At 68.1% G+C, this 12,988-nt stretch carries 13 protein-coding genes; 10 read left to right on the plus strand and 3 right to left on the minus strand.

All coding sequences use genetic code 11. The annotated features are described in order from the left end of the window. Positions 1-37: 37 nt before the first annotated feature. From JMF86_RS17205 to JMF86_RS17225, 5 genes are all read left to right on the plus strand, one after another. Entirely contained in the window at positions 38-967 is a 930-nt protein-coding gene (locus tag JMF86_RS17205; RefSeq protein WP_011547127.1) for a 3-keto-5-aminohexanoate cleavage protein, read from the plus strand. Positions 968-1,057: 90 nt separating this feature from the next. Further along, entirely contained in the window at positions 1,058-2,023 is a 966-nt protein-coding gene (locus JMF86_RS17210; protein ID WP_011547128.1) for an L-carnitine dehydrogenase, read from the plus strand. A 10-nt stretch (positions 2,024-2,033) separates the two neighbouring features. Further along, a complete protein-coding gene (locus tag JMF86_RS17215; RefSeq protein ID WP_006480688.1) occupies positions 2,034-2,522 on the plus strand; it encodes a thioesterase family protein in 489 nt (162 codons plus the stop codon). A gap of 50 nt (positions 2,523-2,572) precedes the next feature. Continuing rightward, positions 2,573-3,529 (plus strand): alpha/beta hydrolase, encoded by a 957-nt coding sequence (locus JMF86_RS17220; RefSeq protein WP_011547129.1) that lies wholly within the window; start codon positions 2,573-2,575, stop codon positions 3,527-3,529. Positions 3,530-3,552: 23 nt separating this feature from the next. Further along, on the plus strand, positions 3,553-4,758 hold the full coding sequence (locus JMF86_RS17225; RefSeq protein ID WP_011547130.1) for a TauD/TfdA family dioxygenase: 1,206 nt from the start codon (positions 3,553-3,555) through the stop codon (positions 4,756-4,758). Between the two features lie 193 nt (positions 4,759-4,951). Here the strand turns inward: JMF86_RS17225 and JMF86_RS17230 are convergent, their stop codons facing one another. The 3 genes from JMF86_RS17230 to JMF86_RS17240 form a co-directional block, all read right to left on the minus strand. Continuing rightward, positions 4,952-5,254 carry a DUF4148 domain-containing protein gene (locus tag JMF86_RS17230; protein ID WP_006480691.1) on the minus strand — a complete coding sequence of 101 codons (303 nt, stop codon included), beginning with the start codon at positions 5,252-5,254 and terminating at the stop codon, positions 4,952-4,954. A gap of 214 nt (positions 5,255-5,468) precedes the next feature. Beyond that, the gene (locus JMF86_RS17235) at positions 5,469-6,455 is read right to left on the minus strand and encodes an oxidoreductase (protein ID WP_011547131.1); all 987 of its coding nucleotides are present in this window, start codon (positions 6,453-6,455) and stop codon (positions 5,469-5,471) included. A gap of 170 nt (positions 6,456-6,625) precedes the next feature. Further along, positions 6,626-6,916: a DUF3331 domain-containing protein gene (locus JMF86_RS17240; RefSeq protein ID WP_011547132.1), complete on the minus strand. Its 291-nt coding sequence runs from the start codon at positions 6,914-6,916 to the stop codon at positions 6,626-6,628. A gap of 666 nt (positions 6,917-7,582) precedes the next feature. Here JMF86_RS17240 and JMF86_RS17245 point away from each other — a divergent pair. From JMF86_RS17245 to JMF86_RS17265, 5 genes are all read left to right on the plus strand, one after another. Further along, positions 7,583-8,347, plus strand: coding sequence for an SDR family oxidoreductase (locus JMF86_RS17245; protein WP_011547133.1), 765 nt, complete (start codon positions 7,583-7,585; stop codon positions 8,345-8,347). A gap of 63 nt (positions 8,348-8,410) precedes the next feature. After that, the gene (locus tag JMF86_RS17250; RefSeq protein WP_006480696.1) at positions 8,411-9,253 is read left to right on the plus strand and encodes an ureidoglycolate lyase; all 843 of its coding nucleotides are present in this window, start codon (positions 8,411-8,413) and stop codon (positions 9,251-9,253) included. A 23-nt stretch (positions 9,254-9,276) separates the two neighbouring features. Then, positions 9,277-10,554: an L-fuconate dehydratase gene (locus tag JMF86_RS17255; RefSeq protein ID WP_011547134.1), complete on the plus strand. Its 1,278-nt coding sequence runs from the start codon at positions 9,277-9,279 to the stop codon at positions 10,552-10,554. Between the two features lie 87 nt (positions 10,555-10,641). Further along, entirely contained in the window at positions 10,642-11,418 is a 777-nt protein-coding gene (locus tag JMF86_RS17260; protein WP_011547135.1) for an SDR family oxidoreductase, read from the plus strand. A gap of 12 nt (positions 11,419-11,430) precedes the next feature. Continuing rightward, positions 11,431-12,969: a sugar ABC transporter ATP-binding protein gene (locus JMF86_RS17265; protein ID WP_011547136.1), complete on the plus strand. Its 1,539-nt coding sequence runs from the start codon at positions 11,431-11,433 to the stop codon at positions 12,967-12,969. Positions 12,970-12,988: the final 19 nt, after the last annotated feature.

Raw genomic sequence — 12,988 nt, forward strand, 5'->3', positions numbered from 1 at the left:
CAATGCGACACAACCCGAATCAAGCGAGGCATCCAGCATGAACCACGAAGTCATCATCACCTGCGCCGTCACCGGCGCGGGCGATACGGTCGGCAAGCATCCGGCGATTCCGGTCACGCCGAAGGAGATCGCGGCCGCCGCGATCGAAGCCGCGAAGGCCGGCGCGACGGTCGCCCACTGCCACGTGCGCGATCCGCAGACGGGGCGCGGCAGCCGCGACCCGAACCTGTATCGCGAAGTGGTCGACCGCATCCGCTCGGCCGACGTCGACGTGATCATCAACCTGACGGCCGGCATGGGCGGCGATCTCGAGATCGGCCCCGGCGAGGACCCGATGCGCTTCGGCAAGGGCACCGATCTGGTCGGCGGCCTCACGCGCCTCGCGCACGTCGAGGAACTGCTGCCCGAGATCTGCACGCTCGACTGCGGCACGCTGAATTTCGGCGACGGCGACTACATCTACGTGTCGACGCCCGCGCAGTTGCGCGCCGGCGCGAAGCGCATCCAGGAACTCGGCGTGAAGCCGGAGTTGGAGATCTTCGATACGGGCCATCTGTGGTTCGCGAAGCAGTTGCTCAAGGAAGGGCTGCTCGACGATCCGCCGCTGTTCCAGCTGTGCCTCGGCATTCCGTGGGGCGCGCCGGCCGACACGGGCACGATGAAGGCGATGGTCGACAACCTGCCGCCCGGCGCGCACTGGGCCGGCTTCGGGATCGGCCGCATGCAGATGCCGATGGTCGCGCAGGCGATGCTGCTCGGGGGCCACGTACGCGTGGGCCTCGAAGACAACATCTGGCTCGACCGCGGCGTGCATGCGACCAACGGCACGCTCGTCGAGCGCGCCCGCGAGATCGTCGAGCGCCTCGGCGGCCGCGTGCTGACGCCGGCCGAAGGCCGCCGCAAGCTCGGCCTGCCGGCGCGCGGCGAGCGTGCGCTCGAACGTCGCGCGATCGCCGAATTCGCGTGAGCTTTTTCACCCACCGACTGACATGGCACGGCGGCATGCGTCCACGCGCGGCCGCCGACCGATTTCCCCTGATTCGAAGGATGCGTTGACATGGCTGTGAAGACCGACATCAAGACGTTTGCCGCCATCGGCACTGGCGTGATCGGCAGCGGATGGATTTCCCGCGCGCTCGCGCACGGTCTCGACGTGGTCGTGTGGGACCCGGCGCCGGGCGCCGAAGCGCGACTGCGCGCGAACGTCGCGAACGCATGGCCCGCGCTCGAACGCGTCGGCCTCGCGCCGGGCGCCGATCCCGCACGGCTGCGCTTCGTATCGACGATTGAAGCATGCGTCGCCGATGCGGATTTCATCCAGGAGAGCGCGCCCGAGCGCGAGGCGCTGAAGCTCGAACTGCACGAGCAGATCAGCCGCGCGGCGAAGCCCGACGCGATCATCGCGTCGTCGACGTCGGGGCTACTGCCGACCGATTTCTACGCGCGGGCCACGCATCCGGAGCGCTGCGTGGTCGGTCACCCGTTCAACCCCGTCTATCTGCTGCCGCTCGTCGAGGTGCTCGGCGGCGCGCGCACGTCGCCGGAAGCGGTCGAGGGCGCGATGGAGGTCTATCGCAAGCTCGGCATGCGGCCGCTGCATGTGCGCAAGGAAGTGCCGGGCTTCATCGCGGACCGCCTGCTCGAAGCGTTGTGGCGCGAGGCGCTGCATCTGGTCAACGAAGGCGTCGCGACGACCGGCGAGATCGACGATGCGATCCGCTTCGGCGCGGGCATCCGCTGGTCGTTCATGGGTACGTTCCTGACCTACACGCTGGCCGGCGGCGACGCGGGCATGCGACACTTCATGCAGCAATTCGGCCCGGCGCTCGAACTGCCGTGGACGAAGCTGGTCGCGCCGACGCTCACCGACGCGCTGATCGACAGCGTCGTCGAAGGCACGACCGAACAGCAGGGCACGCGCAGCATCAAGGAGCTCGAACGCTATCGCGACGAGTGCATCACCGAGGTGCTGAAATCGATCGCCGCGGTGAAGGCGCGGCACGGGATGCGATTCGAGGACTAAAGGACAGGCGATGACCGGCGATACCCCGCTGACGATTTACCGCGACGTGGTGCGGCCCGAATGGGTCGACTACAACGGCCACCTGCGCGATGCGTTCTACCTGCTGATCTTCAGCTTCGCGACCGATGCGCTGCTGGATCGCATCGGCCTCGACGACGCCGCGCGCCGCGAGCGGGGGCGCTCGGTCTACACGCTCGAAGCGCACGTGAACTATCTGCACGAGATCAAGGAAGGCACGCCGGTGCGTGTCGATGCGCGCGTGCTCGCGCACGATGCGAAGCGGCTGCACCTGTATCTCGAACTGTTCGCCGACGGGCATGACGACGCGGTGTCGGCGAGCGAGCAGATGCTGCTGCACGTCGATACGCGCGACGGCGCGAAATCGGCACCGTTCGACGACGACGTGGCCGCGCGCGTGGCCGAACTGCATGCGTTGCAGCGCGAGTGCGCGGCGCCTGCGTATGCGGGCCGCGTGATCGGGCTGCCGCCGCGCCGCTAGCGGCGTGCTGCATCTTTTCCATCGTCATCTTCGACCGCGGAGCGCACACGATGCTCGAACCGGAAATCGCGGCGTTCGTCGCGGCCGTCGACGCGTGGTATCCGGCCGATGCGGCGGCGCGTTCGCCCGACGAGCAGCGCCGTCTCTACGACCGCTTCGCGGCCGAATGGACGCCGGCCGCGCTGCCGGCCGGCATCGTGCAGCACGACGCCGTGTGGCGCGCACCGGGCGGCCGCACGATCGCACTGCGGCGCTATACGTGCGCACACGGCACGCCGCGCGGCACGGTGCTGTTTTTTCATGGCGGCGGCTTCGTCGTCGGCTCGCTCGACAGCCATGCGCTGATCACCGCGCAACTGGCAGCCGATACGGGCCTCGACGTGATCGCCGTCGACTATCGGCTCGCGCCCGAACACCGCGCGCCGGCCGCGCTCGACGATTGCCTGGAAGTTACGCGTGCCGCACGCGATGCGCATCGGCCGTTGGGGCCGTGCGTGCCGCCGCTGACGCTCGCGGGCGACAGCGCGGGCGGGATGCTCGCGGCGGCGGTGGCGACCGCGCTGCGCGATGCGGGCGAACGCAACGTGGACGGCATCGCGCTCGTCTATCCGATGCTCGGTTTCGAACCGCAGTCGCCCGCGCGCGACGCGGAAGCGTACGCGCCGATGCTGACGCTCGACGACGTGCATCGCTATCGCGCGCTGTACTGGGGCGGCGACTTGGCCGACGTGCTGCGCGACGGCAACCCGCTGTTGTGTGCATCGGTGCCGCTCGAAGCTACACGCTTCGACGGTTTGCCGCCGGTGCTCGCGATCGGCGCGGAGCATGATCCGCTGCGCGACGATGCGCGCGTGTACGTCGAACGGATTCGCGCGGCGGGCGGTATCGCGCGCTACTGGATGGGAGAGGGGCTGGTGCACGGCTGCTGGCGCGCGCTCGGGACGAGCCCGCAGGCCGCGCGGATGCACCGGCTGGTCGGCGGGTTCTTGCTCGCACCACACGCGTAGCGGGCGTTTTCCGGGAGGCAACGATGCAGGCAGCGGCGCAACACCGTATCGAGGACTGGCGGACGTTTTCGGCCGACGCGGCGATCGCGGCGGCGACGATCGGCGATGACGCGGTGGAGGTCGAGTGGAGCGACGCGCGACGCTCGCCGTTCCATTTCGACTGGCTGCGCGACAACTGCGCGTGTTCCGCGTGCGTGCATGCGATCACGCGCGAACAGGTGTTCGAGATCGCCGATGCGCGCGAGGATCTGTCGGCGCTCACCGTGCACGTCGAGACCGACGGCGCGCTGCATGTGGAATGGAACGACGGGCACCGCAGCGCGTGGTCGCCGGGCTGGTTGCGTGCGCATGCGTACGACGACGCGTCGCGCGCCGAGCGCCTGGCCGCGCACGGGCGGCACGTATGGACCGGTGACGATGCGACGGCGATCGGCGTATTCGCGTGGCGCGACGTGATGGAAGACGACCGTGCGTTGCTCGCATGGCTCGGCGCGTTGCAGCGCACGGGGCTCACGCGCGTCGAAGGCGTGCCGGCCGAGCGCGGCCGCGTCGACGAGATCGCACGCCGTGTCGGCCTGATCCGCGAAAGTAATTTCGGTGTGCTGTTCGACGTCGAATCGAAGCCGCGCCCGGACAGCAATGCGTATACGTCGCTGAATCTTCCGCCGCACACCGACCTGCCGACGCGTGAATTGCAGCCGGGCGTGCAGTTCCTGCATTGCCTCGCGAACGACGCGACGGGCGGCGACAGCATTTTCCTCGACGGCTTCGCGCTCGCGGATGCGCTGCGGCGCGAACATCCGGACGATTTCGAGCAGCTCGCATCGACGCCGTTCGAGTTCTGGAACAAGAGCGCGAACAGCGACTACCGCTGTTCGGCGCCGGTGATCGGCCTCGATGCACGCGGCAACGTGACGGAAGTACGCGTCGCGAACTTCCTGCGCGGGCCGCTCGATGCGCCGGCCGGTTCGGTCGCGGCCGTCTATCGTGCGTACCGGCGGTTTCTCGCGCTGGCGCGCGAGCCGCGCTTTCGCGTACAGCGCCGGCTGCGGGCGGGCGACATGTGGGCGTTCGACAACCGGCGCGTGCTGCATGCGCGCACCGGGTTCGATCCGTCGACGGGCCGTCGGCACCTGCAGGGCTGTTACGTCGATCGCGATGAGTTGCTGTCGCGCTGGCGCGTGCTGTCGCGATCGGCGCCGGCCGGGGCCGCGGCCGTGGCCGGCTGACCGGCACACACGGCGTCTTCTTGCACACCTCGCCGGGAAAAAGCACCCGGACGCCGGGCGTCCGGGCGAAGCCACCCGCTGCCGGGCGGCGGAGGTATGCGTTTCACAAAACAGACGAGCCCCGCGAAGGGGGCTCGTCAGGACTGCGTGACTTCATCGCGCGACGCGCGGCGCCCGCCGAGGGCGCATCGGCTTACTGGCCGAAGAAGATCGAGTCGCGTGCGTTCGACGAAGCGGCTGCCGGCGCGCCCGAGTGGACGAGCGGCGCCGGTTGCGCGCCGTAGCCGCTGCTGTCGACACCATGAACGCGCGCTTCGGCGCTCTGGATGTCGTTCGGGTAGTACGGGCTCGACACGCCCGGCTTGTAGCCGGCCTGTTCGAGCTGGACCAGTTCGTTGCGCACTTGAGCGCGCGTCACGGTGCTTTGTTGAGCGAATGCGCCGAACGAAGCGGACAGGGCGGCAGCGGCAACGACTGCGGAAACGAGCGATTTCATGGTGACCTCCGGTGTTTTATTGAGTTCGCTCTCGACACCATGTCTTGAGCGATTGATCAAATGTTAGTCACCGGCGTGTTCAGGGTAAACGCTGAATTTGACGATAAATTGTTTCCTGACTGGTAACAGTGAGGCGTCGAAACAGTCTTTCAACGGGCTTTCCTTTCGGTTGGCGTAATAGGTATGAAGAATGCCGTGGCCGGCGACGCGCGATTCAGCGTGCTTCGGCCGCCGTATCGAACGGCCGGCCCGACGCGCGGCCCGCGGGTGCGCCGGAACTGAGAAAGCGCACGCCCGTCGCGGCTTCCGAGGCTTCCCACAGCAACGCCGCCGTTGCCACGTTGCGCGCCGCGCGCGGCACGCTTGCCGGTGCCGGCAGCCCCCGCGATTCGAACCAGCCGGACGGGCCGATGTACGCGCCGCCGGCCAGATCGGGCGACGTGGCCGCATGAATCGCGGGCAGCGCGCCCTGATCGGCCGGCTGCGCGAGATAACGGTTCGCGGCACGCATCAGCGCGGCGCGGGTGGGCGAGCGGTCCATTGCCGGGCCCGCGAACTGCAGGTTGGTCGCCGCATAGCCGGGGTGCGCGGCGACGCTGATGCCGGCGAACGCCGCGCGCTCGAAGCGGCGCTGCAGCTCGAGCGCGAACACGAGGTTCGCGAGCTTGCTGTCGCAATAGGCGAGATAACGGTTGTAGCGATGCGCGGCGCGCAGGTCGTCCACGCGAATCCGGCCGCCTCGGTTGAAGCCGCTCGACATCGTGACGACGCGCGCCCGACGTGCGGCGCGCAGCGCCGGCAGCAGATGGCCGGTCAGCGCGAAATGGCCGAGGTGGTTGGTGCCGAACTGCATCTCGAAGCCGTCGCGCGTGTGCCGCAGCGGCAGGAACATCACGCCGGCGTTGTTGCAGAGGATGTCGACGCGGCCGTGGCGTTCGCCGACGTCGGCCGCGAAGCGTGCGATCGACGCGAGATCGGCGAGGTCGAGCGGATCGACTTCGACGCGTGCATGAGGATGAAGCCGGCGGATCGCGTCGGCGGCCTGCGCGCTGCGGGTGGCGTCGCGGCAGCCCATCACGACCGTCGCGCCTTTCGCGGCCAGCGTTTCCGCGAGGTGCCAGCCGAGGCCGCTATTGGCGCCGGTCACGACCGCGACCTTGCCGCCTTGCGCCGGGACGTGGCGCGCGCTCCATGCATGCATGTCTGCCTCCATCGGCGCGGCCGGTCGGCCGCCGTACGTAATCGTTACATTGAGTGGTGTAACGATAGTGCGGGCGGACGGAGCAGACAAGCAGGGGAATTAGACCGGCGCTTCTAGGACTGGCTGGCGGATAGCGTGGCGCCGCCAGCCTGGCGCACGGCCGGCAGGTGTTACCTGCTGCCGGCCAGCGCGAGTACCTCGGCGGCGGAGATCATGGCGGCGGCGTTCGCGGGGGCCGGACGCTCGGCCGGGCGGAACACTTCGTCGCCGCGATGGATGACCTGGCGCGACAGCGCGCAGGTGCCGGTGCGCTGCGCGAAGCGGCGGCGCCAGCGTTGCTCGCCGTAGTGACAGCGGCCGGGCTCGACCCAGCGGACGACGAGCAGCGTATCGGAACGTTCGAGGATTTCGACGTGGACGTCGGCGGGATCGAGCGCAGGCAGGGATTGGGAGGCCTTCATTTTGCCGTTTCCTAAAGCCCGTGCGGGTTCGGCCATGGCAGTGGGTGTCACTACCCAAGGGGGAATCCGTAGGGGTTTCCATGAGTGGTGCGCTAAATGTAAGCGTCTGTGACCGGAAAAAACATCCTGTCTGGCTCAAATTACCTTTTGCCGATTTAGAAACAATCCACGCTTATTTTCTTGGAAAACCAAGAACAAAAAGCCCCGGACGGAAAGCCCGGGGCGGAAAATCGGCCCGCGCGCCGTGTCTGCTCGCCCAGTCACGGGATACATCGCCAGGGGACGGAGGTGCCCGCAGGGATCCGGCGCGGGCGGGGAGGCGATGTACCGGAAGCGCGGTCCGGCAACGCCATGATGGCGTGCGCCACCCGTTGGCACCCTGACGCGAACATGACTTTTTTGTCAGTTTGGCGCGGCCGTCGTCCCGAACGTCGGTGAAGAGTCGGCTGGAAGGCCCGCCGGTACCGGGTTTGCGCGAATCGAGAGGCCGGACTTCAACGCCACTCGCCCGCCGCATTCTTGCGTGCCGGACGGATTGATCCGCCCCGGGTAAATACTGAATCGCGATTTCGTGACAAACGGGCGATCCCTTCCTATGATTGGTTGGACCTTTAGTCCTTTGTGCCAATCGGCCGACTGGCGGCCGGCTTTTTCGGAGAGATGCTCATGAGATTGCAGGGCAAACGCGCGCTGGTGACGGCGGCCGGGCAGGGCATCGGCCGCGCGACCGCGCTGCGGTTCGCGAGCGAGGGCGCCGACGTGCTGGCGACCGACATCAACGAAGCCGCGCTGGTGCGGCTCGAGGCCGACGCCGAACGCGCGGGCGGCCGGCTGGTCACGCGGCGGCTCGACGTCACCGCTACGAACGAGGTCGCGGCGCTCGCCGCGAGCGAACGCGCGTTCGACGTGCTGTTCAACTGCGCGGGCTACGTGCATCACGGCTCGATCCTCGAGTGCGACGAAGACGCGTGGGCGTTCTCGCTGAACCTGAACGTCACGTCGATGTACCGGCTGATCCGCGCGCTGCTGCCCGCGATGCTCGAAGCCGGCGGCGGGTCGATCGTCAACATGGCGTCGGCCGCGTCGAGCGTGAAGGGTGTGCCGAACCGCTTCGTGTACGGCACCACCAAGGCGGCCGTGATCGGGCTGACCAAGGCGGTGGCCGCCGATTTCGTCGAACGCGGCATCCGCTGCAACGCGATCTGCCCGGGCACGATCGAATCGCCGTCGCTGGAGCAGCGGATCGCCGACCAGGCGCGCACGCGCCACGTGTCCGCCGACGAGGTGCGCCAGGCGTTCGTCGCGCGCCAGCCGATCGGCCGTATCGGCAGCGCGGACGAAGTGGCCGCGCTCGCGCTGTACCTGGCGTCCGACGAAGCGTCGTTCACCACCGGCACGATTCACCTGATCGACGGCGGCTGGTCAAACTGACCGTGTCGAACTGACCACCCCTTTCCGCTCACTTCCCCTTTCCGTTTCCGTTCGGATGACGCTATGAAACTGCTGAGATTTGGCGACAAACACCATGAAAAGCCGGGCCTGCTCGATGCGCAGGGCCACATTCGCGACCTGTCCGGCGTGATCGACGACATCGCCGGCGACGCGCTGACGCCTGCGTCGCTCGCGCGGCTGCGCGACATTCCGCCTTCGTCGCTGCCGCTCGTCGAAGGCACGCCGCGGCTCGGCGCGTGCGTCGGCCGTGTCGGCAAGTTCATCTGCATCGGCCTCAACTATTCCGACCACGCGGCCGAATCGGGGATGGAGGTGCCGAAGGAGCCCGTCGTGTTCGGCAAGTGGACGAGCGCGATCTCGGGCCCGAACGACGACGTCGAGATCCCGCGCGGCTCGGAGAAGACCGACTGGGAAGTCGAACTTGGCGTGGTGATCGGCCAGGGCGGCCGCTATATCGACGAAGCCGATGCGCTGTCGCACGTCGCCGGCTACTGCGTCGTGAACGACGTGTCGGAGCGCGAATACCAGCTCGAACGCGGCGGCACGTGGGACAAGGGCAAGGGCAACGACACGTTCGGCCCGATCGGCCCGTGGCTCGTGACGGCCGACGAAGTGCCCGATCCGCACGCGCTGCGGCTGTGGCTCGAGGTGGACGGCCACCGCTACCAGAACGGCACGACCGCGACGATGGTGTTTCGCGTGCCGCACCTGATCAGCTACCTGAGCCGTTTCATGAGCCTGCAGCCGGGCGACGTGATCTCGACCGGCACGCCGCCTGGCGTCGGCCTTGGACAGAAGCCGCCCGTCTACCTGCGCGCCGGACAGGTGATCACGCTCGGCATCGACGGGCTCGGCGAGCAGCGCCAGCGTACCGTGCAGGCCTGATTCCCTTCAACGGACGGTTCGTCATGCCTATCATTCGATCGATGCGCGTCCTCGACGTGCGCTTTCCGACCTCGCGCCAGCTCGACGGCTCCGACGCGATGAATCCGGACCCCGATTATTCGGCGGCCTACGTCGTGCTCGAAACCGACCGCGACGGGCTCGAAGGCCACGGGCTCACGTTCACCATCGGGCGCGGCAACGAAATCTGCTGCGCGGCGATCGACGCGATGCGTCACCTCGTCGTCGGCCTCGACCTCGACTGGATTCGCGAGGACATGGGCCGCTTCTGGCGGCACGTGACGTCGGACAGCCAGTTGCGCTGGATCGGCCCGGACAAGGGCGCGATCCACCTGGCGACGGGCGCCGTCGTCAACGCGGTGTGGGATTTGTGGGCGAAGGCCGTCGGCAAGCCGCTGTGGCGGCTCGTTGCCGACCTGAGCCCGGAGGAGCTGGCGCGGGCGATCGACTTCCGCTACCTGACCGACTGCCTGAGCCCGGACGAAGCGCTCGACCTGCTGCGCCGGCAGGCGCCCGGCAAGGCCGCGCGGATCGCCGCGCTGGAGCGCGACGGCTACCCGTGCTACACGACGTCGGCCGGCTGGCTCGGCTACAGCGACGACAAGCTGCGCCGGCTGTGCCGCGAGGCGGTGGACGAAGGTTTCGAGTACGTGAAGCTGAAAGTCGGTGCGAACCTCGAGGACGACATCCGCCGCGTGACGATCGCGCGCGAGGTGATCGGCCCCGACCGCAAGCTGATGATCGACGCGAACCAGGTGTGGGAAGTCGACGAGGCGATCGACTGGGTGCGCGAACTCGCGTTCGCGCGGCCGTGGTTCATCGAGGAGCCGACGAGCCCCGACGACGTCGAGGGGCATCGCAAGATCCGCGAGGCGATCGCGCCGGTGCAGGTCGCGACCGGCGAGATGTGCCAGAACCGCGTGCTGTTCAAGCAGTTCATCGCGCGCGGCGCGATCGACGTCGTGCAGATCGACGCGTGCCGGCTCGGCGGCGTGAACGAGATTCTCGCGGTGATGCTGATGGCCGCGAAGTACGGGCTGCCGGTGTGCCCGCACGCGGGCGGCGTCGGGCTGTGCGAGTACGTGCAGCACCTGTCGATGATCGACTACGTGTGCATTTCCGGTACGAAGGAAGGGCGCGTGACCGAGTACGTCGATCACCTGCACGAGCATTTCGTCGAACCGTGCGTGGTGCGCGGCGCGGCGTACATGCCGCCGACGGCGCCCGGTTTCTCGATCGAGATGAAGCCCGAATCGCTGGAGCAGTACCGGTTCCGCGGCTGAGCAGGGCAATGCACGACGGCGCGCCATTTGCATGGCGTGCGTCGTGGGCATCGTGCGCGGCGACAACATGAACGACGGAGACGCGAAGTGGATTTGAATCTGCAAGACAAGGTCGTGATCGTGACCGGCGGCGCGTCGGGTATCGGCGCCGCGATCTCGATGCGGCTGGCCGGTGAAGGCGCGGTTCCCGTGGTGTTCGCGCGCCACGCGCCGGACGACGGCTTCTGGCGCGAGCTCACGCAGCAACAGCCGCGCGCCGCGTGCGTCACTGTCGAACTGCAGGACGACGCACAGTGCCGCGACGGCGTCGCGCAGACCCTCGCGCGCTTCGGCCGTATCGACGGCCTCGTCAACAACGCGGGCATCAACGACAGCATCGGGCTCGACGCCGGGCGCGATGCGTTCGTCGCGTCGCTCGAACGCAACCTGATCCACTACTACGTGATGGCGCACTACTGCGTGCCGCACCTGAAGGCGGCGCGTGGCGCGATCGTCAACGTCTCGTCGAAGACGGCCGTGACCGGGCAGGGCAACACGAGCGGCTATTGCGCGTCGAAGGGCGCGCAACTCGCGCTGACGCGCGAATGGGCCGTCGCATTGCGCGACGACGGCGTGCGCGTGAACGCGGTGATTCCGGCCGAGGTGATGACGCCGCTCTATCAGAACTGGATCGCCGGCTTCGACGATCCGCAAGCGAAGGTCGCGGAAATTGCCGGCAAGGTGCCGCTCGGCCAGCGCTTCACGACGGCCGACGAGATCGCCGATACAGCGGTGTTCCTGCTGTCGGAGCGTGCGTCGCACACGACGGGCCAGTGGTTGTTCGTCGACGGCGGCTACACGCATCTCGATCGTGCGATCAGCTGAGGGCCGCGCGCGATGCAACCCGACCTGAACCCGAACACCACGCAGCCGCTGATCGCGCTGACCGGCATCGGCAAGCGCTTTCCGGGCGTGCAGGCGCTCGACGATTGCCGTTTCGACCTGCGCGCGGGCGAAGTGCATGCGCTGATGGGCGAGAACGGCGCCGGCAAGTCGACGCTGATGAAGATCCTCGCGGGCGTCTACCAGCGCGACGCGGGCGAGATCCGGATGGACGGCCGCCCGGTGGAGATCGCCGACCCGCGTGCCGCGCAGGCGCTCGGCATCGGCATCATCCATCAGGAGCTGAACCTGATGAACCACCTGAGCGTCGCGCAGAACATCTTCATCGGCCGCGAGCCGCGCGGCCGCTTCGGCGTGTTCGTCGACGAAGAGAAACTCAACCGCGACGCCGCCGCGATCTTCCAGCGGATGCGGCTCGATCTCGATCCGCGCACGCCGGTCGGCCGGCTGACGGTCGCGAAGCAGCAGATGGTCGAGATCGCGAAGGCGCTGTCGTTCGACTCGCGCGCGCTGATCATGGACGAGCCGACCGCCGCGCTGAACAACGCGGAAATCGCCGAGCTGTTCCGCATCATCCGCGACCTGCGCGCGCATGGGGTCGGCATCATCTACATCTCGCACAAGATGGACGAGTTGCGCCAGATCGCCGATCGCGTGACCGTGATGCGCGACGGCAAGTACGTCGCGACCGTGCCGATGGCTGACACGTCGATGGAATCGATCATCTCGATGATGGTCGGCCGCCAGCTCGATACGGAAACCCGCACGCCGCCCGATACGTCCGGGAACGAGATTGCGCTCGAAGTGCGCGGGCTGTCGCGCGGCCGCGCGATCCGCGACGTCGGCTTCACGCTGCGGCGCGGCGAGATCCTCGGCTTCGCCGGGCTGATGGGCGCGGGCCGTACCGAGGTCGCGCGCGCGGTGTTCGGCGCGGATCCGGTCGATGCGGGCGAGATCCGCGTGCATGGCCGGGCCGTGACGATCCGCACGCCGGCCGACGCGGTGAAATATGGCATCGGCTACCTGTCCGAGGATCGCAAGCACTTCGGGCTCGCGATCGGGATGGACGTGCAGAACAACATCGCGCTGTCGAGCATGCGCCGCTTCGTGCGCCGCGGCCTGTTTCTCGATGCGCGCGGGATGCGCGACGCCGCGCGGTCGTACGTGCGGCAGCTCGCGATCCGCACGCCGTCGGTCGCGCAGCCCGCGCGGCTCTTGTCGGGCGGCAACCAGCAGAAGATCGTGATCGCGAAATGGCTGCTGCGCGACTGCGACATCCTGTTCTTCGACGAGCCGACGCGCGGCATCGACGTCGGCGCGAAAAGCGAAATCTACAAGCTGCTCGACGCGCTCGCCGCCGACGGCAAGGCGATCGTGATGATCTCGTCGGAATTGCCCGAGGTGCTGCGCATGAGCCACCGGATTCTCGTGATGTGCGAAGGCCGCGTGACCGGCGAATTGCGCGCGGCCGACGCCACGCAGGAAAAGATCATGCAGCTCGCGACGCAGCGCGAGTCGACCGTGTTGTCCTGATTGCCTTGACTGTCCCGAT

This window comes from Burkholderia sp. E168m15 (assembly GCF_016586105.1).
In the GTDB taxonomy this organism is placed as follows: domain Bacteria; phylum Pseudomonadota; class Gammaproteobacteria; order Burkholderiales; family Burkholderiaceae; genus Burkholderia; species Burkholderia orbicola.

Bases quoted from the DNA above. Each gene is read 5' to 3' on its own strand.
- JMF86_RS17210 (WP_011547128.1), top strand. From the start codon at position 1,058: ATGGCTGTGAAGACCGACATCAAGACGTTTGCCGCCATCGGCACTGGC.
- JMF86_RS17235 (WP_011547131.1), bottom strand. From the start codon at position 6,455: ATGCATGCATGGAGCGCGCGCCACGTCCCGGCGCAAGGCGGCAAGGTC.
- JMF86_RS17205 (WP_011547127.1), top strand. From the start codon at position 38: ATGAACCACGAAGTCATCATCACCTGCGCCGTCACCGGCGCGGGCGAT.
- JMF86_RS17245 (WP_011547133.1), top strand. From the start codon at position 7,583: ATGAGATTGCAGGGCAAACGCGCGCTGGTGACGGCGGCCGGGCAGGGC.
- JMF86_RS17220 (WP_011547129.1), top strand. From the start codon at position 2,573: ATGCTCGAACCGGAAATCGCGGCGTTCGTCGCGGCCGTCGACGCGTGG.
- JMF86_RS17230 (WP_006480691.1), bottom strand. From the start codon at position 5,254: ATGAAATCGCTCGTTTCCGCAGTCGTTGCCGCTGCCGCCCTGTCCGCT.
- JMF86_RS17225 (WP_011547130.1), top strand. From the start codon at position 3,553: ATGCAGGCAGCGGCGCAACACCGTATCGAGGACTGGCGGACGTTTTCG.
- JMF86_RS17265 (WP_011547136.1), top strand. From the start codon at position 11,431: ATGCAACCCGACCTGAACCCGAACACCACGCAGCCGCTGATCGCGCTG.
- JMF86_RS17250 (WP_006480696.1), top strand. From the start codon at position 8,411: ATGAAACTGCTGAGATTTGGCGACAAACACCATGAAAAGCCGGGCCTG.
- JMF86_RS17215 (WP_006480688.1), top strand. From the start codon at position 2,034: ATGACCGGCGATACCCCGCTGACGATTTACCGCGACGTGGTGCGGCCC.
- JMF86_RS17240 (WP_011547132.1), bottom strand. From the start codon at position 6,916: ATGAAGGCCTCCCAATCCCTGCCTGCGCTCGATCCCGCCGACGTCCAC.
- JMF86_RS17255 (WP_011547134.1), top strand. From the start codon at position 9,277: ATGCCTATCATTCGATCGATGCGCGTCCTCGACGTGCGCTTTCCGACC.